The sequence below is a fragment of the Pseudomonas sp. Mb7 genome, from assembly GCF_054790525.1.
In genome coordinates, this window is the sequence record NZ_CP186501.1 from 1545545 (window position 1) to 1567127 (window position 21583).

Sequence of the window (21583 nt, forward strand, 5' to 3'; positions counted from 1 at the left end):
ATAATTCATGTCTCTGGCTCAAATGCAGGTCTTCAACGAATTCGTCATGCCTGCCACTCTGGAAACGCTCGATCAGATGACCGATGCATTCAACCAAGCAAGCAATGGCGCTATCGTGCTTTCTCCGGACGGCTTCACTGGCGACTTCTTACAGGAGTCGTTCTTTCAAAACTTGGCCTCGGCTCAACGCCGTGTTGATCGCTACGCGGCCAACGCCACTGTCGGTGCGACCGATCTGACTGAGCTGAAAAACACTTCGGTGAAAATTGCCGGCGGCTTCGGCCCTCTGCGCTATGAACCGTCGCAAATGACTTGGCTGCAGCGTCCAACTGCCCAGGGCATTGAAGTTGCCAGTCGCGCATTCGCCGAGGTTCTGCTGAAGGATCAACTGAACACAGCAATCGCCGCGCTTGTGGCCGCGATCACCGCGCAGGCGGCCGCGACGAACGATATCTCGGCTACCGCAGGGATCACCCAGTCCGGCCTGAACAACTCGCACGCGAAGTTCGGCGACTCCAGCCAGAACCTGGTCACTCAGGTTATGCAGGGTTCCAGCTGGCACAAACTGGTTGGTCAAGGCCTGGTGAACTCGGCGAACCTGTTCCTGGCGGGCAACGTCCGCGTGGTCGACATACTGGGCAAGATCTCCATCGTCACCGATGCGCCAGCGCTGATGCAGGCGGGCACACCGAACAAGGAAATCATCCTGTCCCTGGTCGCCGGCGCAGCGCTGGTTCACGACAATCGCGACATCATCTCGAACGTCGAGACCACCAACGGCAAGGGTCGCATCGAGACCACCATCCAGACCGACTACACGTTTGGCTTGGGCCTGAAAGGTTACACCTGGGACACCACTGCCGGCGGCGCGTCTCCAACTGACGCCGAGCTGGCCACCGGCACAAACTGGGACAAAACCGCTGCCAGCATCAAGCACACCGCCGGTGTCGCTCTGATCGGTGACGCTTCCAAGTAACCCCGTGATGTCCAAGCCGGGACGTGTGCCCGGCTTGGCGGAGATGCAATCATGAGCAACAAAATTTGGTATCTGCCCGGACCGTTTCACCAGTACCGGGAAGACGTTAAGGCGCTGGCGAAGGAACACGGCCTGCGCATCATCGACGCCAACGTCACCGAAAGTCGCGAGGGTGAAGCTGACGATGTGCCGGTGGTGACGGTGCGGCAGGTTGAACCGGCACCGGTGCTGCTGATCGCAGAGAGTGGTGATCACGCTGCGCTGCAGGAGCTGATCGACAAGTTGAACGCAGAACGTGACGGCATCGTGTTGCTGATCGATGCCGCTGAAGGTCTGTCCGAACTGGAGCACCCGGGCGCCGGCGAACTGCCAATCCGCTTGTTCGGCGCGCTGAAAGCCATTCATGAGGGTTTCGAATCCCTTACAGGTGAACGTGACAACTTGGCGGGCGAGGTTGAATCTCTCCGCGCTGAAGTCGAACGCCTCAAGGCGGCAGCGGAACCGGTCGACAATGCCGAGAAGATCGCGAGCCTCAAAGCGCTACTCGACACTGCCAACGTGACGTATCGGGCGAATGCTTCGGTAGAGTCGCTGGAAAAGGCAGTTGCTGATCTTCAGCAGGCGTAATAATCCGGGTGTCCGGTAACTGGGCATCCGATCCAGAACACCACAGCGAGCTGATTCATGACTCTCATCATTGAGGACGGCACCGGCAAGCCTGACGCCGAAAGCTACGCATCCGCCGAAGATCTGGCCATGTACGCCGTGAAGTTTGGCGTAACCATTCCCGAGGAGGTGCCAGCACAGGAAGCGCTGCTGCGCCGGGCCGCGCTTGCAATGGATGGCATGACGTGGAAAGGGCGAAAGTCCAACAGCGAACAGGCCCTGTCTTGGCCGCGCCGCGGAGTCGAACTGGATTACGAAATCAAGCCAGACAACTACCTGCCGGCGCGAATCCAGTACGGCCAAATGGCGCTGGCCGCCGAGATTCACACCGACGACGTCGACCCGATCGAGAAGCGAAAAGGCGCGGTAACTCTGGAGCGCGTCGAGGGCGCGGTAACTCGAGAGTACGCTACGATCCCAAACACCAGCGGCCGACTATTACCGGCGGCACCAGATCGGCCGAGTGCAACGCAGTTTGCTGACTATCTCCACCGACGAGGCTTGTTCGCGATTCGGGCATAGTTCAAATGCCCAAGTCGTCCTGCAAAATGTATCCCTTGAATACGTCGTACAGCGTCGCGTCGGTGCTAACCGATATTGCATTAGCTTTGTCGGTCAAAGCACCTATGTCGATGTCTCCTTTATCCGGAATAAGCCGCGTTTGGAGTCTCTCAGCTAAGTCTTCCGCTTTGGTCCCCGCTAAAACCAACTTCCATCGCAGTTGCAGTGATTTCCGGTATGGGTATTCGGCGCAACGGCCATGCTTCAATTGTTGGTTCACCTTGGTAATTGCATCCAGAAGGTATTTACCTTTTTCTTCGTTGTTCACTCACATTTCCTTAGGTGTTTCTATGGCCTTTTACGACGAGATGGCCGTGATGGCTCTGGAGATGATCGCAGAGTACGGCCAGCCCGTTACCGTCAGCAAGACGGTGCGGGGCGAGTATGACCCGGAGACCGGTGGCGAGTCACCGGGCTCCACCATTGAACAGGCCGCCCAAGGCATCCTTCTCGACTTCACCGGTCAGGAATTCCAGAACAACAGCCTCATCAAGCAGGGCGACAAGAAGCTCAAGATCGCCGCGCAGGGGCTGGAGTGGGTGCCTGAGTTACTGAGCAAGGTCGTTGTTCAAGGTCGTACCTGGTCAATCGTCCCTCCCTTGAAAGAAATCAACCCGGCCGGCACGCCGATTCTCTACGAATTGCAGGTGAGGTCATGAGCCGGGCGGGCGCCGGTCAATCCGGCAGCTTCGCCTTGAGCCTGGCCGAGTTTGCTGCTCAGACCAGCGAAGCCATCGACGCCAGTGTGCGCGAGATCATCATCGAGGTCGGCAGCAGCCTGATCCGCATGTCTCCAGTGGGCAACCCGGAGATCTGGGCGCAGAACGCTGTCGCAGCCCAGTACAACAAGGCCGTCGACGACCACAACAGCGCGCTGCGCAGCGATCCGACCAATCTCACCAAGGGCGGCAGGCTCAAGAAAGGCCGCAAGCTCAACGACGGCATGGATATCAAGGCGCCCGAAGGCTACGTCGGCGGCCGGTTCCGCGCGAACTGGCACATTTCCCTCGGTGTGGTCGAGAGCGTCACGTTCGACGAGGTGGACCCGAGCGGCGCCGAAACGACTGCGGCACTGGTTGCTGCGATGAGCGATTTCACCGCTGGCCAGATCGCTTACATCATCAACAACTTGCCCTATGCCATCCCGCTGGAGTTCGGCCATTCGACCCAGGCTCCCGGCGGCATGGTTCGGGTAACCGTGGCTCGCTTCCAGCAGATCGTGCAGGAGGCCATCAGGAACAATCAGGTATGAGTCACGCACGCGCCCGTCAGGCCATCGAAACGAAGCTGGCCGCATGGTCGGCTGCGCGCCCAATACGAGTGGCCTACTCGAGTCAGCCATTTACACCGGGTCCATCTGAAACCTATCTGCGGGCCTTCCAGCTTCCAGCCAGCACCACTTGCCGTTACCTGGGCGGGGACGCGTACGAGTACACCGGCGTCTATCAGATCAGCATCGTCTGTCCATCTGCCCAGGCCATGGCCACCGCAGAGACGCTTGTTGAGGAGCTGACCCAACTCTTTCGCGTAGACACGCCACTGGCCCGCAACGGGTTCGATGGCCTCATCACGGAACCAGTAGATCAAGGACCAACAATCACAGAGTCGGCGACCTACACGGTCCCGGCCAGCTTCACCTACGCAGGTGTCGCAGACCAACCGCCCGCTGGGGCATAACCTACCGCCGTCAGGCGGGCATTCAAGAGGAAACACACCATGGCCGCACGCTTCCCGCTGCCGAACGGCGCTGTGCTGGAGATCGCCAGCGTTATGGGATCCGCCGTCGCTTTCACTGCTTTGACCAATGCGAAACCGCCGATTGCTGCCTCTGTAGGGCACGACATTGAAAGCGGCGACGTTTTGCTGATCAACTCCGGTTGGGCTCTGATCAATGATCGCGCAGTAAAGGCGTCCGGCGTCACCGCCGATGCTTTTGCGTTGGCCGGTCTCAATACCACCAACACCGACAAATTCACTGTCGGTGCGGGTTCTGGTTCAGTGATCCCGGTGTCCGGATGGACGCAGATCTCGAAAGTCACTTCTTTCACATCCTCCGGCGGCGAGCAGCAATACCAAACTGTCGGCTACCTGGAAGATGACGACGACAAGCAGTTCCCAACCAACCGCAACCCGACCACGATCACTATCGTGGTGGAGGATCAGCCGACCGCTCAATACGTCGAGACTGTCGAAGGCTTCGATGACACCAAAGAGCTGGCCGTCGTGCGCATGAAGTTGCGCAATGGCGATCAGATCCTCTATCCGGGTTATGTGAGCATCACTCCTGATCCAACGATGGAGCGCAACAACGTCATGACCCGCACCATCAGCATCGGGCTTTCGGCTCGTTCGCTTCGTTACTTGGCCGGCGCATAAGGACTCCCCATGGCAAAGATCAGGATCGCCCAGAACCCTACGTTCAGGGCACTTGTGCACATCCCTGTCGTTGGGTGTGAGCCCGAGGCAATCGAGTTCACCTTCAAGTATCGCGATCGCCCGGCACTCGCCGCGCTGTTCGACGAATGGAACCTGAAGGCGAAGGAAATGCGCGAGGGATTCGGGGAGGCCACTACATTATCGGATGTCGTTGCTGCCGAAACCGAGTATCAGGTGCAGCAGATCAAGGATCTGGTAGCGGGCTGGGGCTTCGATGACAAGTTCGACGACAAGAGCATCCTCGCCCTTGTGAAGTCATGCCAGGGTACTGCCGAAGCGGTAGTGAATGCCTATCAGAGCGCATTCAATCAGGCCCGCTTGGGAAACTGAGGGCGGCCGCCGCGGCGTTGTACGAAAGCGGACCATCTGCTGAGCAGTTGGCAATCCTCGGGCTGACGGCTGCTGATTTGTCTGGTGACGATGTAGAGGTCTGGCCATGCAACTGGCCGGCCTTTCTCTTGTTCAACCGAATGTCCACACAGTGGCGGGTCGGCACCGGTGGCCCGATCGGTCTCGATTACAACTGCATTCGCGACGTCGCCGGTTTCCTCGCAATCAAGAAAAAGAAACTCGCTGACATCTTTCCTGACCTGCAGGTGCTGGAAGGCGAAGCCCTGCGCGTCATGGCGGAGGAAAGGGAAAACAGCCCGTAACCACGGGCACTTATTCAAGGTGAGTCGATGAACATTGCAGAACTCGGCGTCAAGATCGACTCGGCCGATGCGATCGAGGCCAAAACGAGCCTGGATGAGATGGCGAAGGCCGGCGGCCGGGCCGAGCAGTCCGCCGTTTCGCTGATGAACGAAATGCAGGCACTGGAGAAGTCGCTTTCTACCAGCGCAAAAACCACACAGGACCTTGCCAAACAGCGCGATGCGCTGGCGAAGCTGACCAAGACCGGCGCCTATGGCGAGGCTGAAGCCGCGAAGATCTCTGCGCAGCTCGACAAGCAACAGGTAGCGCTGGCCAAGTCGGCCATGGATGAGCAGAAGGCACTGAACAGCCTGCTGGGCGCCATCGACCCCGCGCGCGCCGCACTGGCGAAGCTGGATACTCAGGTCGAGCAACTGGGTAAGCATCTGGATGCCGGCCGAATCAGCCAGGACGAGTACAACATCGCCCTGAGCAAGATCGATAAGGACTACGACAAACTCAACAGAACCACCACCGGTTTCGACAAACTGCGACTTGGCACGCGCCAGGCACAGGAAAACGTCGTGCAACTTGGGAATGCGCTGTCTTCGGGAGACTGGGGTAGCGGCGTTCGCGCAGTCGCACAACTGGGCGCTGGTGCAGGTGAGGGTGCGGCGGGTCTGCTGGCCATTCTCGGCCCGCTGGCGCTGGCCACCGCCGCAGTGGGTGGGCTGGCATACGCTTTCTACAAGGGCAGCGAAGAGCAGGACAGCTACAACAAATCGCTGATCCTGACCGGCAACTACGCAGGTGTGAGTGCCGGGCAATTGGGCGATATGGCCCGTCAGGTCAGCGCAACCGTTGGCACCACTGGCCAAGCCGCAGCCGTGCTGGCTCTGCTGGCCGACAACGGCAAGATCGCCGGCGAGAGCTTCACCGGAATCACCCAAGCCGCCGTGTCGATGCAGGAAGCGACAGGCAAGGCAGTGAGCGAGACAGTTGCCGAGTTCTCCAAGCTCGCCGACGACCCGGTCAAGGCGTCTGCCGCGCTGAATGAGCAGTACCACTACCTGACCGCTTCGGTTTACTCGCAGATCACCGCGCTGGAGAAGCAGGGCGACCATGCCGGCGCCGTGAAGCTGGCCACCGAGTCGTTCGCTGATGCAATCAACGAGCGCACACCGCGAATCCTCGAGAATCTGAGTTTCTGGGAGAAAGGCTACAACGCCGTTGCTCGGGCTGCTGATGGATTGAAGAATATCGGGCGCAGTGATATCGGCGCCGATATCGAGCAAGCCCAGCGCGACTTGGCGAGCGCTCAGGCAGGCAATGTCGGCCTGTTCCAGAATAAACAGGAGATGATTGATCTCTACCAGAATCGTCTCAACATGCTGGAGGATCAGAAAGCAGCAGAAGCCGATATTGCTAAGTGGCAGGGCGAGCAGGCGAAAGCTCAGGGCGATGCGGTCTCCTCAATGGCGAAGGTCGACGCACTCACCAAGTCAGCATGGACGAATGAGCAGAAACGTACCGACGCGATCAAGGAGTACAAGCGGCAGCTCGAAGACATCCGCAAGGTAGCGCCGAACGATCCGCGCCTGAATCAGGCCGCAATCGACAAGAACCTGGCGAACATCAATGACCAGTTCAAGGATTCGAAAACGGCTGGTTCACAGGTCGATCTGACCGGCTTCAATAACGCCAAGAACAACTTGGCAGCCATCAGCGAAGAGTACAAAAACGCCCAGAAGGAACTGGACGCCGCGCAGAAGGCCGGACTCGTTTCTCAAGCCGACTATGCCCTGAAACGCGAAGCTCTAATCGGCAACGAGCGCGACGAGGTAGCCGCAGCCTACGAGGCAGAGATTGCTGCACTGGAAGCCGCGAAGGCGAAGAAGACCACTTCTGCCGCGCAAAGCATCCAGCTCGATCAGAAGATCGCCGATGCGCGCGCCGGCATGGTCAAAGCGCAGAAGGACGCGGACACCCAGCTCGAGGTTCTGGCCACAAACGAGACCGGTCGTCTCGCCCGACAAGAGCGTTCGATCACCACCTACGTTCAGGCCTTGGCTCAGCAGCAGAGAGCGCTGGAGCTGGCAGGGCAGCGAGCCGTTCTCGGCGTCGGTCAAGGCGATCGCCAGAACGCGCTCAACAACGAGCTGAACAGTCAGCAGGATCGGTTTGCTCAGCAGTCGCTGGAGCTGGCAAACCAGAAGTCAGATCCGTCGCGGAACATGTCAGAGGAGGAGTTCGCCCGGAAGTCGCAGGCGCTCGCCGATGCGAACAAAGCTGCCACCGACCAAATCCGGCAGAACTACGCAGATGTGGAGGCGGCGCAGGGTGATTGGACCAAGGGCGCGACATCGGCCTGGGCCAACTACCTGGACTCGGCGAGCAACATCGCCGGCCAGACGAAAACTCTGTTCGGCAACGCCTTCAGCTCAATGGAAGACGCGGTGGTCAACTTCGCCATGACCGGGAAGCTGTCCTTTGCCGACTTCACCAAATCGATTCTGGCGGACATGGCGCGGATCGCTACCCGTCAGGCCAGTTCTGCGTTGCTGAGCAGCCTCGTCGGTGCTGCCACCAGTTACTTCACTGGCGGAGGCGGCGGTAACGGGCTAGCGGCTGGATCCGCCGGTGCGACGTCTTCGAATCTCGGCGCGTCCTCGGCAGGGTACTCCAGCACCTACTTCCCGCAGGCGCTCGGCGGTGCCTGGTCGTCGGGCGTACAGATGTTCGCCAACGGCGGCGCCTTCACCAACAACATCGTCAGCACGCCGACCGCCTTCGGGATGGCCGGCGGCGGGGCGGGTGTCATGGGTGAGGCGGGGCCGGAGGCGATCATGCCGTTGACCCGGACTTCCAGCGGCAAGCTGGGTGTTCTCGCGGCTGGTGGTGGTTCCGGGACTGCAATCAGCATCAGCGCGCCGGTCACGGTGGTGACCGAGGATCGCAGCTCTGAAGGCATGCAGATCGACCAACAAGCGCTTTCCAAAAACCTACAGTCGCAAATGCAGGCCGTGGCCGAGAAAGCCGTTGCTGACTCTTGGCGCGCGGGCGGTACCAGCTTCCGAAATGCAAATGGGAGGGCCTGATGGCCATCGAGAAATTCACTTGGCCAACCGGGCGCGGGGAAACACCCGATATCAACTATCGGGTGCGCTCCTCGAAGTTCGGCAATGGCTACGCCCAAAACGTCGGCGACGGACCGAACAACAAAGAGGACTCCTATCCGATCACCTGCGTCGGCCACAAGGCCAAGGTGCAGCAGATCATGGAGTTCCTCGATAGGCACGCCGGGGCAAAAGCGTTTCTCTGGACAACGCCGCTCGGCGAACTCGGACTGTTCACCTGCAAAAATCCCGCTCCCACACCAATGGGCGGCGAGGTCTTCAAACTCACCGCCACGTTCGAGCGGGCATTCAAACCATAAGGGGCAACCATGCCGCTGATCAGTGACATCCAGGTTCTTGAACCTGGCAGCGAAGTGCTGCTCTTTGAGTTGGACGGCACGGAATATGGTGCCGACGTACTGCGCTTCCACGGGCATGCAATACCGCACACGCCGGCCGAGTTAATTGCCGCCGGCGACAATGCCGATCAATTACCCGCGAAGGCCATCTACTGGCAGGGCAACGAGTACAGCGCTTGGCCCATGCAGATCGATGGCATCGAGGCCAATGGCGACGGCACGGCGGTTCGGCCGACACTGTCGGTTGGCAACGTCAACGGGCGCATCACCGCACTCTGTCTGGCGTTCGAAGATCTGCTCGAGTTCAAGCTGACGATGCGGCACACGCTCGGCAGCTACCTCGACGCTGCAAATTTTCCGGGAGGCAATCCGACGGCAGACCCAACCCAAGAGACGATCGAGGTCTGGTACATCGACCAGAAGACGAACGAGGACGGGGAAAACGTCAGTTGGGAGCTGGCCAGCCCGGGCGATGTTGGCAATGAGTCGATTGGGCGGCAGGCCACGACGCTTTGCCACTGGTGCCTCACCGGCGGCTACCGCGGGCCGAACTGCGGCTACACCGGCCCGTACGTGACCAAGAATGGCGTTGTCACCGATAACCCTGAATTGGACGAGTGCGACGCCACACTGGGCAGGGGCTGCATTCCTCGATTCGGTGAGGGCAACCCGCTGCCGTTCGGTGGCTTCCCTGCTGTTTCCTTGATCGCACGGAGCTGACATGCGAAAGCACATCTTGAACGCGATCCAGGCGCATGCGGCCGCCGAGTACCCGAAAGAGTGCTGCGGGCTGCTGCTGGCCGTGGGCCGCAAACAGCAGTACTACCCGTGTCGCAACGTCTCCACAGAACCGAACGAGGAATTCCGGATCGATCCGGAGGAATACGCAGCGGGCGAGGACTTCGGCGAGGTGATCGGCGTAGTTCATTCGCATCCGGATGCCACCAGCCGACCTTCGCCGCGCGACCTCGCTATGTGCGAAGCGACCGCGCTGCCGTGGCACATACTCAGTTGGCCGGAAGGGGATCTGAGAACGATCATGCCGTCCGGCGATGTGCCGCTGCTGAAACGGCCATTCGTGCACGGCGCCTGGGACTGCTGGCAGGTCTGCGCGGACTGGTACAGGCGCGAGTGGGGCTTGGAGTTCGAGGCCTTCAAGCGCGCTGATGGCTGGTGGGAGAGCAAGGACAATGCCAGCCTGTACGAAGCGAACTACGAGGCCGCCGGCTTCTACCGCGTCGACCAGCCGCAGCGCGGCGACATGATCGTGATGGAAGTGGGTCGGACGGTTTACCCGAACCACGCAGGGATCTTCCTAGGCGCCGATCCGGCGCTGCCAGGTGAGGACGCAACGACGTTCGGGCCAGGGCCTTTTCTGTTGCACCACCTCTACGGCAGGCCGTCGGAGGTCATCGTGTTCGGCGGGCCATGGCTCGACCGCAAACGCCTGATCCTCAGGCACAAAAATGCACAACCAACCAAATGACGCGGCGGTGCTGCTGGAGCTATTGATGAGTGAAATACAATCGAAAAATAAGCCCGTTAGCGACTTCCCTGGTCACGCTGACTCAGGGAAGTTGTTGCAATGGATCAGTCGTCAGATTTCGGTGACTCAACTGGGTGCAAACCTTTTATCAGCGCTCGAAGCGCCAAATGATTGCCCGATGAGCCATCAGCGTAATCTCGATCAAAAGGTAGCGCTTCCATAAGTTCCTGCGCCGCACTGCTGATTTTCGTGCGCTTCGACAAATCTAGGCTAGCAAGGGCCGTCCCAATTAGGGTGATCGCTGCGAGGGTTCCCGTCTCGAATGAACTCAGAACTTTCTTTTCACTCATTTGTTGCTCCTTGCGATATTCGCGCCGAAATTGGCGCAATCCCAGTCCTTGGGCTTGCAGGCAAAGGACTGGGGAATCCGTTGCGTGTGGGTAGGAGGCTACTATTCCAGCGAGGCGGGGCGTTACTGGGAATTCGTACAGCTGAGATCAACGTTATAACTCAGCTGTTAAATGCTATTTAGATGAGGCACATAGCACCGATGATTTCTATATTTTTCAGATCTTTTATTGGGTAGGGCTTCTCACTGTTGGGCTCGTAGGACTCCAATCCTTTTAAGATTTTTCTGAGCTTTTCGCGAGTATGGGGATCAACATCACATTTGAGTGGAAGCAAGTCGTATACCCATTGATAGATTGGGGTTCCCCAATTACTGAGAGTCTCGATTGTTGCTTCTCTTATTTCATCCGCAGCTGACTTGTTGGCGGAGGTGACTTGTAAAGCTCGATCAAGACGATTTTGTTTTATAGGCATGCACTAATCCTTATTCCTGGAAAGAGTAGTGAAAGAACATGCCTTCAATAGGATGTCCCGGGTAGAAGCGAGATTCACTTGTGATCTACCGATATCGATCAATCGGTAGAGTAGTTGCACCAATTGATGCTGACATCACGTCTTGCGAGGTAATCAATCAAATCCTCACGCCCCCAAAAAGTTAAATTTCCGTTAGGGGTTTCAGTTGCTAGCACGATTGGAACCTGAGGGAAATATCTCGAAAAAGCCTCCGTAACGTCGTCCCTTGTTCTCTCTGAAGCCATTGCTTGCGGTTTTACAAGCACCACAGCAAAGGAAGTTCCTCGAACTACAAAATACGCACCATTAAAGTTTGACACGTACGACCTCCAGGAATTGTAGAAGGCACAACGCTACTACGAATGGATCCAATTGTGCTACTGGCATTCCATCCACACTGGATGCCCGGACAGTGGCAATGGGCAGGGCAAGCTTTACCGGTATAATTGGAGATTATCTTCAGTAATCGGAAAGCGTTGATGCGTCAGTTTCTTGTTTTTGCTTTGGTGTGCGTCTTATCTGCCTGCACCAAAGTCGGGCGGCCTATATCCCCTGCGGACACTGATCAAGTGACTAAAGGGGTTACCACTCGCGAAGAGCTTCTGAATCGCTTTGGGCCACCCTATCTACTTAGCGAAGACGCAAATGGAAACAAGATGGTTACCTGGGTCTATGTTCGGTCGAGTTTTTTAGGGGTCGGCTATAAAAGTCAAGCGTTCACCGCACGGTTTGATTCTTCAGGCAAAGTCATCGACTCATTGTTGACAGAGAAGTCGGAGCCCACCGCACGCAGGTGAGGCGCATCGCCGATCCCTGTCTAACGCTGGGCTTTTTGCATCGGTTCATTGGGTGCTTTACATTGCCCGCATTTCCACAGGAGTGACCTGCATGAAACTGATCTTAGGAGCGCTGGCGGTAGCGCTGTTGGCGGGGTGTGCGACTTCGCCGACGCCTTCCAATGAAGCCAGGCAGGCGCCGACCAGTCAGCTGTCGGCCTACCAAGCCAAGCCATCAGGGGCATATGGAACACTGCAAGTGATCCGTGACTCTGGGCAGACCGGAAGCCTTTGTTCAATGGCCGTTTTTATCGATGGCAAACAAGCTGCCAAGCTCGACCCGGGTCAGAAGGCATCTTTCTATCTGCCGCCTGATTCGGTTTCAGTTGGTGCCGCTTACACCGGCTCTGGCATCTGCTCCATGGGTGCAGCCCGAGTGGAGAGGGAAGCGATCGTGAAAGACGGCGCGATCAAGAAATACCGAGTTTTCACCGGGGGCGATGGGCAGATCGACATACTGCCCACGACTCTCTGAACAGACCGCCTCCGGGCGGTTTTTTATTGCCTGGAGAATGGCATGTGCTCAGCAATTACCTACACGCCAATGACGAAAGTCATGTTGTCCGGCTCGCTTGCGAAGAAGTTTTTTCGAAGCAAGCCATTCCTTCTCGACGGCGGATCGGCCGTGGAGGTGTTCCGTGCGCTCAATGCGACCATTGATGGGTTCGCCGAGGAAATTAAACGACTGGAGCGCCTTGGACTGAAGTTTGCGATCTTCCGCAATCGCGCAAACATCGGAATGGACGGATTCGATCTCGGCGGTACACGGGAAATCCGCATTGTTCCAGTGATTGGTGGCAGCAAGCGTGCTGGCGGGTTACAGACCATTATCGGCACAGTGATGATCGCCGCAGCCTATGTGCTGTCATTCACTCCGTTTGCAGCCGCATCGCCGTTTTTATATGCGGCCGGCGCGTCGATGGCGATCGGCGGCGTGATCCAAATGCTCAGCCCTCAAGCCTCTGGCCTGAAGCAGAGCGCATCCCCCGAGAACTCCCCGTCCTACGCCTTCGGCAGCGCCAAGAACACCACGGCCAGCGGCAACCCGGTACCGATCTGCATCGGCGAACGCCGGTGGGGCGGGATGATTATCTCGGCCTCGATCCTGGCTGAAGACAAAGTGTAAAAAGTTTATGACTGAGGGGAGGCGGAAGGGCGAGGTTGCTTCTTAAAGTTTGAGGTCCGAATGTATCTAGCAAGCATCCATAACCCGCTACCAACTGCGGCAAACACTAGGGCGAAAAGCAATTCGGCCAATCCCTGGCCAATCTGTTGGGGCGTTACATATCTGGAGAGCATTTTTACCGAAGAGGTGATGATTGTGTATGCAGTGAAAATCCACAACACGGCTGAAATTGCGTACACCGGAAGCGAAAGGGTTGTTCGTAGCCAAGTTGGAGCTTTTTTCATCAGCACTTATTTCCTTGATGACTGAGTCGAGCGCCTCATCGTTGGAGGGCTCAGCATGCGAATTCTATCATCACGACTTTTACAGAAATGCCATTAGGCCGCCCAAGAGGCGGTTTTTTTATGCCTGGAGGAAAGCATGGGCGCAGCAGCACAGATCGATATCCACGGCGAGAAGGGCGGCAGCAGCAAGCCGAAGTCGCCGACCGAAGCCAGCGACAGCCTGCGCTCGACCAACCTGGCCAAGCTGCTGATCGCCGTGGGCGAGGGTGAGTTCGACAGCGTCCCGACCGATTACGATATCTACCTGGATAACACGCCGATCCGCGATGCCAGCGGCAACTACAACTTCCCGAACGTGAAGTGGGACTGGCGCTCTGGCTCGGTTGATCAGACCTATATTCCGGGCATCCCGTCCGTTGAGAACGAGACTTCGCTGAACATTGAGCTGCGCAGCGATTCGCCGTGGGTGCGCTCGATCACCAACACCCAGCTTTCCGCCGTGCGCATGCGTTTGGCGTGGCCGGCGCTGCAACGGTCTGATGACCAGGGCAACGTCGGCGGCTACCGAATCGAATACGCGATCGACGTGGCCACTGATGGCGGCTCCTATCAGCAAGTTCTGGTGGATGCAGTCGACGGCAAGACCACCACGCGCTACGAGCGCTCGCGCCGCATCGATTTGCCGGACGCCACCACGGGCTGGCAGATCCGCGTGCGCCGCCTGACGCCGAACCAGAACACCAACAAGATCGCCGACACCATGCTGGTGGCCGGTTACACCGAAGTGATCGACGCGAAGCTGCGTTACCCGAACACCGCGCTGCTCTATATCGAATTTGACGCCGAGCAGTTCACCAACATTCCGGCGGTGACCGTGAAGTGCAAGGCCCGCCGCTGGATGGTGCCGAGTAACTACGACCCGATCCAGCGCACGTATACCGGGACGTGGGACGGTTCGATGAAGTCGGCCTGGACCAATAACCCGGCGTGGATCACCTACGGCATCTGCACCGAAGACCGTTTTGGCTTGGGCAAACGCATCAAGCCGTTCATGGTCGACAAGTGGGAGCTGTACCGAATCGCCCAGTATTGCGACCAACTGGTACCGAATGGCCTTGGCGGCCAGGAACCTCGATTTCTCTGCGACATGAACCTGCAGGGCAAGGCTGATGCCTGGTCGCTGCTGCGTGATATCTCGGCGATTTACCGAGGCATGACGTACTGGGCGCAAGGTCAACTGGTTATGCAGGCGGACATGCCGCGCGCGCAGGACTTCGACTATGTCTTCACGCGTGCCAACGTCATCGACGGCAAGTTCTCCTATGGCAGCGCGTCGGCGAAAACTCGGTACACCCGGGCCTTGGTCAGTTACGACAATCCGGCGAACAACTATGACACTGACGTCATTCCGTTTGCCGACCTGGATCTCCAGCGCCGCTATGGCGACCGGCCGACCGAGCTGAGCGCCATTGGCTGCACGCGTGCCTCAGAGGCCCAGCGCCGCGGCAAGTGGGCAATCCTCAGCAACAACCAAGACCGCACCGTCTCGTTCAAGACCGGTATGGAAGGCGTGATCCCGCTGCCCGGTCATATCATCCCAGTGGCGGATTCGCTGCTGGCTGGCCGTGAGGTGGGCGGCCGTATCTCGGCGGTGGCGGGGCGGGTTATCACGCTCGATCGCGACACCCAGGCCAAGGCCGGCGATCGACTGATCATTAACCTGCCGGGTGGCCGTGCCGAAGGCCGCACCGTGCAGAGCGTCAACGGACGCGCCGTGACCGTCACGGTTGCCTATAGCGAACCGCCAGTGGCGCAGTTGCAATGGGCGCTCGACGCCGATGACTTGGCTATCCCGCTGTACCGCGTGCTGCGCACCAAGCGCACCACCGAGGGTGACTACGAAATCAGCGCGCTCCAGTTCGAGCCGAGCAAGTTCGCATTTATCGATACCGGCGCACGCCTTGAAGAACGCCCGATCAGCGTGATCCCGATCACCGTCGTTCCAGCGCCGGCTAGCGTTTCGCTGTCGTCGACCTCATCGGTCGTGCAGGGTCTGGCCGTGGCCACCATGACCATCAGCTGGCCCGCCGTGGATGGCGCGGTCGGCTATGACGTGGAATGGCGCAAGGACAGCGGCAACTGGATCAAGCTGCAACGCACAGGCATGACCAACGTCGACGTGGTCGGCATCTACGCTGGCGCCTATGTGGCCCGGGTTCGTGCGGTGAGTGCGTTCGACATCACGTCGCCGTGGCGCAACTCGATCCTGACCAACCTCAGCGGTAAGCAGGGTTTGCCCCCAGCGCTGGCGTTCTTGACCGCAACACCGTTGCTGTTCGGTATCTACCTGAAGTGGGGTTTCCCTGCTGGCGCCGAGGACAGCCAGCGCACGGAGATCTGGTACGGGCCGACGACCGATCTTGAGGCCGCGACCAAGCTGACAGACCTGGCATATCCGCAGAGTGATTTCTCCATGCTCGGCCTGCGCGCCGGCGTGACCTTTTACTTCTGGGGCCGAATCGTCGACAAGATTGGCAACATCGGGCCTTGGTATCCGATCGGGCTTGGCGTGCAGGGCCAGTCGAGCGCGGACGCAGCCGCCATTCTTGAAATGATTGCGGGGCAGATCGGCCGCACCGAACTTGGCGAGGACATCCTCGACGAAATCGACAAAATCCCAGGATTGCAGGATCAGATCGACGCTCTCGATGGACTGAAGGGCTATGACCCAGAAGCGCCCTATGAGGAATACGACCTGGTGGTGCAGGGTAAGCGGATCTATCAGGCCACCGGCCCGGTACCGCTCAACATGCCGCCGCCAAACCCGCTCTACTGGCTCGACGTTGGTCAGACAGTGGAAACGGCGAATGGCTTGGCCCAGCAGGTGGCGACAAATACCGCCGAGATCATCGAGATCGACGGAGTTGTTACTGCCCAGGCCACGGCGTTCGAAGCCCTTCGCGCCTCCTATAGAGACGATGACGGCGCTGGCGATCTCGCGGACGCGATCAAAAGCCACACAAGCACCGCCGCGATCGCTTCCGAGTCGAAGGTTCGAGCCTCCGAGAACGAGGCAATGGCAGGGCGCCTAACGACCTTCGACGCAAAAATCGGAGAGAACGCGGCGAACATCACAGAGCTTGAAGAGGTGGTGGCCACGAACGAATCGGCGACCGCGACGAAGATCGACCAGTTGAATGTTTCCGTCGGGCAAAACTCGGCGGCCATTCAGCAGACGTCAACAGCCTACGCGGATACGGCCGGGAAACTGAGCACCATGTGGTCGGTGAAGATGCAGGTCACGGCGAATGGGCAGTACGTCGCTGCCGGCATCGGCCTCGGGATCGAGAACACCGGCGCCGGACTGCAAAGCCAGTTCCTGGTCAGCGCTGATCGCTTCGCCATTGTCAACACAATTGCCGGCGGCGCCATCGCAGTGCCGTTTGCAGTGCAGGGCGGGCAGGTGTTCATGAACTCGGCGTTCATTCAGGATGGAACCATCACCAACGCCAAGATCGGCAGCTACATCAGTTCCACCAACTACATCGCCGGCCAGCAAGGCTGGATTCTGAACAAAGACGGCACACTTGAAATAAACGGCATCGTCCCGGGGCAGGGGCGCCTGGTGATCAACTCACTGAACGTCTCGGTCTACGACGCCAACAATGTGTTGCGTGTTCGTCTCGGCTATCTGGGGTAATAAATGGCGCTATTTGGACTGCGTGTCTTTAACGAGAGCGGTCAGCTTGCTATGGACACCAACAGCTTCACATATCAAGTGATCTGGCAGGGCGTCATAGATTTCAGCGGGGCGGTACCCAGTTACACGCTGAACATCCCCGGATTCAATCCTGCCAATTGCGTATTCATGATCATCCCGACGAGGGTGCAGGACGTACAGCCATCCGAGACGGACGGCAGCGCTAACCAAAAATCCTATCCATTCGTCACCACTGCGGCAGGCCAAGTTGTTGTACTCAAGAAAAACCCATCAGCGAGCGCTTCCACAATCGGGTCAACGGTAGTGGCCAAGGCTTACGCGATTAGGTATGCGACATGAGTTACGGTTTTCAGAGCATCAATGACAACGCTTTCGTGCAAATCGACTCGGAGGCTCCACGGCTTTGTATGTTGACGCGAGGGTCGTATTCAGGGGCGGCCAACGCCACGGCGACATTTCCTCGCGCAGTAACTAGCCAAGAACCGCCGCTTGTTTTCATTCGGCCGGATCAGACGGGAGTAATTCAGGTTCCGTATTCAGTCTGGTTCACCGGAGGGCCTGGCAATTGGACGGGGTTTTCGATGAACGCCTCAAAGGTCAATGAGTCGTTGAGCGGTCAGTATTTCGTTGCGGCATGGGCGTCGATGGGTACCGCCTCTTATGGCCTTCGCTTATGGGATCAGAACGGTGCGCTTTGCTACGACAGCGGTGCGCCGGCGGTCATCGTGACATTCGCGGCGGGAGACTGGACCTATTTGGGGACCGAGCAGTTAAGTGTTGGGCGCCGGTATCTATGGGGAATCAATAAAGCGCTTGGAGCAGGGGAGTACGTATCTATAAACCCCTTCACCATGGCCTGTCATAACGAAGGCACCGGCGGTAGTTGTGCGCTCGGCGTCGATTACGCCAACGGCCGAATCATGATGTACAGCCTCGCTTTCACTGCGTGGACCAATCAGGGCCACCGCCCGTTTCTCTGCGCCAAATTGCTGGCCTGATCCTTTCATTCTTGGAGATACACAATGCCCTGGTACAAGACGGGAACGGTCTCTGTCACCCAAAATTCCAATGCGGTGATCGGCACAGGTACTGCATTCATTGCGAATAGCCGGGTCGGCGACGGCTTTCGCGGCCCTGATGGTCGCTGGTACGAAGTGACCAACATCGCGAGCAACACCGCTTTGTCGATCTCCCCGAACTACGAAGGCCCGACAGCGGCCGGCGGCTTCTACTCGATCATGCCGGTTCAGGGATACCAGAAGGATCTGTCCGATCAAGTTCGCGCGATCCTCAACGACTACGGCGAGAAGCTGGCGGCGCTTGGGACTACTGGTAACTACGATGTTCTTCCTGTCAGCAAAGGCGGGACGGGCGGTGTCGACCAAGTGGAGGCGCGCGTCGGGCTCGGGCTTGGGGCTGCGGCCACCGAAAATGTAATCCCGGTGACGAAGGGAGGCACTGGTGGAACTGATCAAGCAGGTGCGCGCACCGGTCTGGGGCTTGGATCTGTAGCGGTTGAAAACATTTTGCCAGTCACGAAGGGTGGTACCGGCGGAACGAGCCAGGCAACAGCGCGTACCGGCCTTGGCCTTGGCTCGGCCGCTGTAGCGGCAATTGTTGGAACGGTTTCGCAAACTGGTGGGGTTCCTACCGGGGCTGTTATTGAACGAGGGAGTAATTCACAAGGGGAATTCGTAAAGTATGCAGATGGAACCTTAATATGCAGGATTCGGGTAACAACTGGCGCTATTAACGTAGCCAACGGTTCAGTCTTTAATAGTATCGCTGTATCCCCAGGAGTTTACCCATCACCGTTCGTTTCTATTCCTACTGTAACCACAGCAGGTTCGCCGTATGGATATAACATAGTCGCATGGGCAGGGTGTTATGCCGAACCTACCCAGACTGTGTGGGGTCAATGGGTAGGAATGGCCCCGACATCTACCGTAGGTTTTGCCTATATAAATTTACTGGCAGTAGGAAGATGGTTCTAAGGGGCTATTATGCGCATTAATCTTATACCGCAGCGTCGGGATGACACTCTACAAGTTTTTAAAGTTGGTGACGCTTTGACCGTGAACGGCGAAATTTTCGACTTTTCACCAATTGTCGAAGGCGATACTTTGCCAGCCTTTGCAGTTTCTTCAGATTGGTTTGTTGATAAAATTGACCGAGTCGATGGCGAACTTGTCCTGAACTTGATACTACCTAATCCATGGAACTACTCACCGGAACAAGCCTTTCCAGTGCCACTGGAAAACGTTCCTGACGGCCCAGTTGATTTTCCGCAACCGCTGCCAGTGGATCATCTAAATGAACTGAGACAAGTGGAGACTGCAGAATGAGCGGTAACATCGACTGGTCTCTTTTGATCACAAAGGCCATGAAAAACGCTGATTCGGCAGCCGTCACTCGCGCCGCGTGCGTTCTGGCTGAGGATGCATGGCGTGTCAAGGAGGCTGCATTTATTGCCGATCAGCTCATCGGCATTGAAGACGGTGACCCGGCTGCATTACCAGGAACAGAGGCGGAGTGGCGAGCCTACCGGACCAAGGTCCGAAACTGGAAAGAAGGCGAGCAGTTTTTTCCAGACACGACGTATCGCCCGATACGCCCCGCGTAAACAACCCGCTGCTGTAGGCCCGCCGCCGAGCGGGTATTTTTTTGCCTGGAGAAAAGTGATGTCAGTAACCGAGAAAGACCGCGATATCCTCGCCCGCACGATTTGGGGCGAAGCCCGAGGCGAAGGCGCTGCCGGCCAGATTGCCGTGGCCTGGACTATCCGCAACCGCGTGTTCGATGGAAAGGAAAAGTCGTGGTGGGGTGAAGGCTACGCCGGCGTGTGCCAGAAGCCGTACCAGTTCAGCTGCTGGAACAAGAACGACCCCAACTATCAGTTCCTGGTCGGCGTAAAGCAGATCCCGCTCCGCGAGCTGGCTCAATGTCGGATCGCTGCTGACCAGGTGATCGACGGCAAGGTGTCTGACCCAACTGGCGGCGCCACGCACTACTACGCAGCCAGCATTAAGGTGCCGGCTTGGGCGGCGAAAGCGAAACAGACCTTGAAGTTGGGTGGTCACGTGTTCTTCAAGGATGTTCCTTGATCATCATGCGCGGACTCACTCTTCCTCACTGTCGCGACGATCCCTGAGTAGGCGCTGATTCTCGCTGAAGAGATAGTCTCTCTGATGCGCCACGTCCGCGAAGCTGCGTTTTTCGCTCAGTAAATCCCTCTCGGCGTACTGAAGCTTTTCCCTGAGGGAATTCCTTTCCGCCGTGAGCGAGTCATTGTCACGAACCAATCCCTGAATATTTGCCAGTGCGCGCTCGAGCTTTAGGGTGAGGGCTTCGAATTCGTTCTCATACATCCGCAGCTGGTGGCGGCAGGTTTCGAGCGAAGTCGGGTTACCGAGCCAATCGTCGGTTTCTTCTATATAGAGGGGATCCACGGGCATGCCTTGCTGAGTACTGGTTGCATATACAGTAATCGAGGCGAAGGGAGCGGGCGAGGGTGAAGCGACGAACTGTCAGTCGGGTGTCATCAAAACGGCGAGCGTCATCTTGATGAACTCCTCGTTCTTGTCGATTGCCCAGAGCGCGCCGCGGACATTCTCGGCCACATCGGCCGATCCGCGCTGCTCGACCCAATTCGATAGCTCCATGATGGCTGCTTCGAGTGCGAGTTGGTTTTCGTTGATCTTGAAAAGCAGGGAAGGGAGCAGGTCAGAGTTTGGCATTTGGTTTCCTCCGTGGACGAAACCAGCGTAGCAGGGGGTTTGATTTTCAAGTGGCAGAACGCCGGGGGAAGGAGCAACCACTGTAGGAAAATACAGCGCTAAGTTGTTGATTCTTATGGGGGGTAATGGCGATTTTTTACCCTGCGATTTTAGGGCTGTTTCTCTTCTATATCAGTAGCTTACGATCATTCAGAAGTCACCTTGACATGGTGGGCGCCTAAGCGCCCGCCGTTGGTGCAAGCTACTGCGCAGTGTTTTTCACGTAGTACGAGATGTCTTCAGCAAGCTGAGCAAAGCTGTCCAGATCATTCTCAAATGTCTTGGCGTCGTTTTCCCGGTATTCAGCCAAGCCCAGGACAATCGCCTCTCGGAAATTGTCGACCCCAATGGGGGTTCCCAATTTTTCGAATGCAGACTTGAGTGCCTTATGAAAGCGCTGCTCATCCAAGGCGTGGCCGGTGTGCCAGGTTTCCGCGGCAAGCCAAGGCTTAAGTGAATTCTTCAGTTGTTCGATATCCATTGCACCTCCAGGAACCGACTCGAAATGGCCGGCATTTGCAAAGGTGCCCGGAAGGGAATTCATTGGCAACAACGGGATGGTTCAAAGTTTTCTTGGCGCGCGCAAAACCTCCTCTGCAGGCCGCGTCTTTCCGTTTGCATAAGCACAAAAAAACGGATGTTTTGCTAACTTGCAAACAGGGTGTTTTCCTTGTAAAACAACAGCTTGGCTCTCTTCAGTCCCCAGCATGGGGTGCTAGGGGTCGAGTGTTCGAATCACTCCGTCC

29 protein-coding genes are annotated in these 21583 nt (G+C 57.7%); 22 read left to right on the forward strand and 7 right to left on the reverse strand.

Annotation, left to right across the window (positions count from 1 at the left end; translation table 11 throughout):
• Nucleotides 1–7 precede the first annotated feature (7 nt).
• The 3 genes from ACOYXH_RS07130 to ACOYXH_RS07140 are packed head-to-tail and all read left to right on the forward strand — an operon-like array spanning nt 8 to nt 2164.
• Nucleotides 8–976 (forward strand): major capsid protein, encoded by a 969-nt coding sequence (locus ACOYXH_RS07130; RefSeq protein ID WP_460100071.1) that lies wholly within the window; start codon nt 8–10, stop codon nt 974–976.
• 51 nt (nt 977–1027) lie between these two features.
• Entirely contained in the window at nt 1028–1603 is a 576-nt protein-coding gene (locus ACOYXH_RS07135; RefSeq protein WP_460410433.1) for a hypothetical protein, read from the forward strand.
• Between the two features lie 57 nt (nt 1604–1660).
• Nucleotides 1661–2164: a DnaT-like ssDNA-binding protein gene (locus ACOYXH_RS07140; protein WP_460410434.1), complete on the forward strand. Its 504-nt coding sequence runs from the start codon at nt 1661–1663 to the stop codon at nt 2162–2164.
• Between the two features lies 1 nt (nt 2165).
• On the opposite strand, the gene ACOYXH_RS07145 is transcribed toward ACOYXH_RS07140, so the two are convergent.
• Nucleotides 2166–2471 carry a hypothetical protein gene (locus tag ACOYXH_RS07145; RefSeq protein WP_150729349.1) on the reverse strand — a complete coding sequence of 102 codons (306 nt, stop codon included), beginning with the start codon at nt 2469–2471 and terminating at the stop codon, nt 2166–2168.
• A 22-nt stretch (nt 2472–2493) separates the two neighbouring features.
• On the opposite strand from ACOYXH_RS07145, the gene ACOYXH_RS07150 reads away from it, so the two are divergent.
• Genes ACOYXH_RS07150 through ACOYXH_RS07195 form a run of 10 tightly spaced genes read left to right on the forward strand, consistent with a single transcriptional unit; the run spans nt 2494 to nt 10233 of the window.
• Complete coding sequence (locus ACOYXH_RS07150) at nt 2494–2862, forward strand: hypothetical protein (RefSeq protein ID WP_460410435.1); 369 nt, start codon at nt 2494–2496, stop codon at nt 2860–2862.
• The gene (locus ACOYXH_RS07155) at nt 2859–3455 is read left to right on the forward strand and encodes a hypothetical protein (RefSeq protein WP_460410436.1); all 597 of its coding nucleotides are present in this window, start codon (nt 2859–2861) and stop codon (nt 3453–3455) included. Before ACOYXH_RS07150 ends, ACOYXH_RS07155 begins: the two co-directional genes overlap by 4 nt.
• Nucleotides 3452–3880: a phage tail terminator-like protein gene (locus ACOYXH_RS07160; RefSeq protein WP_150594763.1), complete on the forward strand. Its 429-nt coding sequence runs from the start codon at nt 3452–3454 to the stop codon at nt 3878–3880. The genes ACOYXH_RS07155 and ACOYXH_RS07160 overlap by 4 nt, the downstream gene beginning before the upstream one ends.
• Nucleotides 3881–3919: 39 nt before the next feature.
• Nucleotides 3920–4579: a phage tail protein gene (locus ACOYXH_RS07165; RefSeq protein ID WP_460410437.1), complete on the forward strand. Its 660-nt coding sequence runs from the start codon at nt 3920–3922 to the stop codon at nt 4577–4579.
• A 9-nt stretch (nt 4580–4588) separates the two neighbouring features.
• Nucleotides 4589–4969 (forward strand): phage tail assembly chaperone, encoded by a 381-nt coding sequence (locus ACOYXH_RS07170; protein WP_460410438.1) that lies wholly within the window; start codon nt 4589–4591, stop codon nt 4967–4969.
• A gap of 53 nt (nt 4970–5022) precedes the next feature.
• Nucleotides 5023–5292, forward strand: coding sequence for a DUF1799 domain-containing protein (locus ACOYXH_RS07175; protein ID WP_460410862.1), 270 nt, complete (start codon nt 5023–5025; stop codon nt 5290–5292).
• Between the two features lie 27 nt (nt 5293–5319).
• Complete coding sequence (locus tag ACOYXH_RS07180) at nt 5320–8370, forward strand: phage tail tape measure protein (RefSeq protein ID WP_460410439.1); 3051 nt, start codon at nt 5320–5322, stop codon at nt 8368–8370.
• Nucleotides 8370–8708: a phage tail protein gene (locus ACOYXH_RS07185; RefSeq protein WP_460410440.1), complete on the forward strand. Its 339-nt coding sequence runs from the start codon at nt 8370–8372 to the stop codon at nt 8706–8708. The genes ACOYXH_RS07180 and ACOYXH_RS07185 overlap by 1 nt, the downstream gene beginning before the upstream one ends.
• A gap of 9 nt (nt 8709–8717) precedes the next feature.
• Nucleotides 8718–9467: a phage minor tail protein L gene (locus ACOYXH_RS07190; RefSeq protein WP_460410441.1), complete on the forward strand. Its 750-nt coding sequence runs from the start codon at nt 8718–8720 to the stop codon at nt 9465–9467.
• A 1-nt stretch (nt 9468) separates the two neighbouring features.
• Entirely contained in the window at nt 9469–10233 is a 765-nt protein-coding gene (locus ACOYXH_RS07195) for a C40 family peptidase (protein ID WP_460410442.1), read from the forward strand.
• A gap of 104 nt (nt 10234–10337) precedes the next feature.
• On the opposite strand, the gene ACOYXH_RS07200 is transcribed toward ACOYXH_RS07195, so the two are convergent.
• The 3 genes from ACOYXH_RS07200 to ACOYXH_RS07210 all read right to left on the reverse strand — a co-directional run bounded on the left by ACOYXH_RS07200 (nt 10338) and on the right by ACOYXH_RS07210 (nt 11414).
• On the reverse strand, nt 10338–10583 hold the full coding sequence (locus ACOYXH_RS07200) for a hypothetical protein (protein WP_460410443.1): 246 nt from the start codon (nt 10581–10583) through the stop codon (nt 10338–10340).
• 178 nt (nt 10584–10761) lie between these two features.
• The gene (locus ACOYXH_RS07205) at nt 10762–11055 is read right to left on the reverse strand and encodes a hypothetical protein (RefSeq protein ID WP_460410444.1); all 294 of its coding nucleotides are present in this window, start codon (nt 11053–11055) and stop codon (nt 10762–10764) included.
• 98 nt (nt 11056–11153) lie between these two features.
• Nucleotides 11154–11414 carry a hypothetical protein gene (locus tag ACOYXH_RS07210; protein WP_460410445.1) on the reverse strand — a complete coding sequence of 87 codons (261 nt, stop codon included), beginning with the start codon at nt 11412–11414 and terminating at the stop codon, nt 11154–11156.
• 568 nt (nt 11415–11982) lie between these two features.
• Here ACOYXH_RS07210 and ACOYXH_RS07215 point away from each other — a divergent pair.
• From ACOYXH_RS07215 to ACOYXH_RS07255, 9 genes are all read left to right on the forward strand, one after another.
• A complete protein-coding gene (locus ACOYXH_RS07215) occupies nt 11983–12405 on the forward strand; it encodes a hypothetical protein (RefSeq protein WP_460410446.1) in 423 nt (140 codons plus the stop codon).
• A 42-nt stretch (nt 12406–12447) separates the two neighbouring features.
• Nucleotides 12448–13056, forward strand: a complete 609-nt coding sequence (locus ACOYXH_RS07220; RefSeq protein ID WP_460410447.1) for a tail assembly protein — start codon at nt 12448–12450, stop codon at nt 13054–13056.
• Nucleotides 13057–13476: 420 nt separating this feature from the next.
• Nucleotides 13477–17040 carry a TipJ family phage tail tip protein gene (locus ACOYXH_RS07225; RefSeq protein ID WP_460410448.1) on the forward strand — a complete coding sequence of 1188 codons (3564 nt, stop codon included), beginning with the start codon at nt 13477–13479 and terminating at the stop codon, nt 17038–17040.
• Between the two features lie 3 nt (nt 17041–17043).
• On the forward strand, nt 17044–17400 hold the full coding sequence (locus ACOYXH_RS07230) for a hypothetical protein (protein WP_460410449.1): 357 nt from the start codon (nt 17044–17046) through the stop codon (nt 17398–17400).
• Nucleotides 17401–17642: 242 nt separating this feature from the next.
• Nucleotides 17643–18059 (forward strand): hypothetical protein, encoded by a 417-nt coding sequence (locus tag ACOYXH_RS07235; protein WP_460410450.1) that lies wholly within the window; start codon nt 17643–17645, stop codon nt 18057–18059.
• Between the two features lie 24 nt (nt 18060–18083).
• On the forward strand, nt 18084–19055 hold the full coding sequence (locus tag ACOYXH_RS07240; RefSeq protein WP_460410451.1) for a phage tail protein: 972 nt from the start codon (nt 18084–18086) through the stop codon (nt 19053–19055).
• Between the two features lie 9 nt (nt 19056–19064).
• Complete coding sequence (locus tag ACOYXH_RS07245) at nt 19065–19406, forward strand: hypothetical protein (RefSeq protein WP_460410452.1); 342 nt, start codon at nt 19065–19067, stop codon at nt 19404–19406.
• A complete protein-coding gene (locus ACOYXH_RS07250) occupies nt 19403–19684 on the forward strand; it encodes a hypothetical protein (RefSeq protein WP_460410453.1) in 282 nt (93 codons plus the stop codon). The genes ACOYXH_RS07245 and ACOYXH_RS07250 overlap by 4 nt, the downstream gene beginning before the upstream one ends.
• A 58-nt stretch (nt 19685–19742) precedes the next feature.
• Nucleotides 19743–20165, forward strand: a complete 423-nt coding sequence (locus tag ACOYXH_RS07255) for a cell wall hydrolase (RefSeq protein ID WP_460410454.1) — start codon at nt 19743–19745, stop codon at nt 20163–20165.
• A 15-nt stretch (nt 20166–20180) separates the two neighbouring features.
• Here ACOYXH_RS07255 and ACOYXH_RS07260 read toward each other — a convergent pair whose 3' ends face one another.
• The 3 genes from ACOYXH_RS07260 to ACOYXH_RS07270 all read right to left on the reverse strand — a co-directional run bounded on the left by ACOYXH_RS07260 (nt 20181) and on the right by ACOYXH_RS07270 (nt 21318).
• A complete protein-coding gene (locus ACOYXH_RS07260; protein ID WP_460410455.1) occupies nt 20181–20510 on the reverse strand; it encodes a hypothetical protein in 330 nt (109 codons plus the stop codon).
• A gap of 78 nt (nt 20511–20588) precedes the next feature.
• Nucleotides 20589–20798: a hypothetical protein gene (locus ACOYXH_RS07265; RefSeq protein WP_016774031.1), complete on the reverse strand. Its 210-nt coding sequence runs from the start codon at nt 20796–20798 to the stop codon at nt 20589–20591.
• Between the two features lie 241 nt (nt 20799–21039).
• Nucleotides 21040–21318 carry a hypothetical protein gene (locus ACOYXH_RS07270; protein ID WP_460410456.1) on the reverse strand — a complete coding sequence of 93 codons (279 nt, stop codon included), beginning with the start codon at nt 21316–21318 and terminating at the stop codon, nt 21040–21042.
• Between the last annotated feature and the right edge of the window lie 265 nt (nt 21319–21583).

What these genes read in the sequence shown, in the direction of transcription:
- ACOYXH_RS07130 (WP_460100071.1), top strand. Translation starts at nt 8, where the DNA reads ATGTCTCTGGCTCAAATGCAGGTCTTCAACGAATTCGTCATGCCTGCC.
- ACOYXH_RS07135 (WP_460410433.1), top strand. Translation starts at nt 1,028, where the DNA reads ATGAGCAACAAAATTTGGTATCTGCCCGGACCGTTTCACCAGTACCGG.
- ACOYXH_RS07140 (WP_460410434.1), top strand. Translation starts at nt 1,661, where the DNA reads ATGACTCTCATCATTGAGGACGGCACCGGCAAGCCTGACGCCGAAAGC.
- ACOYXH_RS07150 (WP_460410435.1), top strand. Translation starts at nt 2,494, where the DNA reads ATGGCCTTTTACGACGAGATGGCCGTGATGGCTCTGGAGATGATCGCA.
- ACOYXH_RS07155 (WP_460410436.1), top strand. Translation starts at nt 2,859, where the DNA reads ATGAGCCGGGCGGGCGCCGGTCAATCCGGCAGCTTCGCCTTGAGCCTG.
- ACOYXH_RS07160 (WP_150594763.1), top strand. Translation starts at nt 3,452, where the DNA reads ATGAGTCACGCACGCGCCCGTCAGGCCATCGAAACGAAGCTGGCCGCA.
- ACOYXH_RS07165 (WP_460410437.1), top strand. Translation starts at nt 3,920, where the DNA reads ATGGCCGCACGCTTCCCGCTGCCGAACGGCGCTGTGCTGGAGATCGCC.
- ACOYXH_RS07170 (WP_460410438.1), top strand. Translation starts at nt 4,589, where the DNA reads ATGGCAAAGATCAGGATCGCCCAGAACCCTACGTTCAGGGCACTTGTG.
- ACOYXH_RS07180 (WP_460410439.1), top strand. Translation starts at nt 5,320, where the DNA reads ATGAACATTGCAGAACTCGGCGTCAAGATCGACTCGGCCGATGCGATC.
- ACOYXH_RS07185 (WP_460410440.1), top strand. Translation starts at nt 8,370, where the DNA reads ATGGCCATCGAGAAATTCACTTGGCCAACCGGGCGCGGGGAAACACCC.
- ACOYXH_RS07190 (WP_460410441.1), top strand. Translation starts at nt 8,718, where the DNA reads ATGCCGCTGATCAGTGACATCCAGGTTCTTGAACCTGGCAGCGAAGTG.
- ACOYXH_RS07195 (WP_460410442.1), top strand. Translation starts at nt 9,469, where the DNA reads ATGCGAAAGCACATCTTGAACGCGATCCAGGCGCATGCGGCCGCCGAG.
- ACOYXH_RS07200 (WP_460410443.1), bottom strand. Translation starts at nt 10,583, where the DNA reads ATGAGTGAAAAGAAAGTTCTGAGTTCATTCGAGACGGGAACCCTCGCA.
- ACOYXH_RS07205 (WP_460410444.1), bottom strand. Translation starts at nt 11,055, where the DNA reads ATGCCTATAAAACAAAATCGTCTTGATCGAGCTTTACAAGTCACCTCC.
- ACOYXH_RS07215 (WP_460410446.1), top strand. Translation starts at nt 11,983, where the DNA reads ATGAAACTGATCTTAGGAGCGCTGGCGGTAGCGCTGTTGGCGGGGTGT.
- ACOYXH_RS07220 (WP_460410447.1), top strand. Translation starts at nt 12,448, where the DNA reads ATGTGCTCAGCAATTACCTACACGCCAATGACGAAAGTCATGTTGTCC.
- ACOYXH_RS07225 (WP_460410448.1), top strand. Translation starts at nt 13,477, where the DNA reads ATGGGCGCAGCAGCACAGATCGATATCCACGGCGAGAAGGGCGGCAGC.
- ACOYXH_RS07230 (WP_460410449.1), top strand. Translation starts at nt 17,044, where the DNA reads ATGGCGCTATTTGGACTGCGTGTCTTTAACGAGAGCGGTCAGCTTGCT.
- ACOYXH_RS07235 (WP_460410450.1), top strand. Translation starts at nt 17,643, where the DNA reads ATGAACGCCTCAAAGGTCAATGAGTCGTTGAGCGGTCAGTATTTCGTT.
- ACOYXH_RS07240 (WP_460410451.1), top strand. Translation starts at nt 18,084, where the DNA reads ATGCCCTGGTACAAGACGGGAACGGTCTCTGTCACCCAAAATTCCAAT.
- ACOYXH_RS07245 (WP_460410452.1), top strand. Translation starts at nt 19,065, where the DNA reads ATGCGCATTAATCTTATACCGCAGCGTCGGGATGACACTCTACAAGTT.
- ACOYXH_RS07250 (WP_460410453.1), top strand. Translation starts at nt 19,403, where the DNA reads ATGAGCGGTAACATCGACTGGTCTCTTTTGATCACAAAGGCCATGAAA.
- ACOYXH_RS07255 (WP_460410454.1), top strand. Translation starts at nt 19,743, where the DNA reads ATGTCAGTAACCGAGAAAGACCGCGATATCCTCGCCCGCACGATTTGG.
- ACOYXH_RS07265 (WP_016774031.1), bottom strand. Translation starts at nt 20,798, where the DNA reads ATGCCAAACTCTGACCTGCTCCCTTCCCTGCTTTTCAAGATCAACGAA.
- ACOYXH_RS07270 (WP_460410456.1), bottom strand. Translation starts at nt 21,318, where the DNA reads ATGGATATCGAACAACTGAAGAATTCACTTAAGCCTTGGCTTGCCGCG.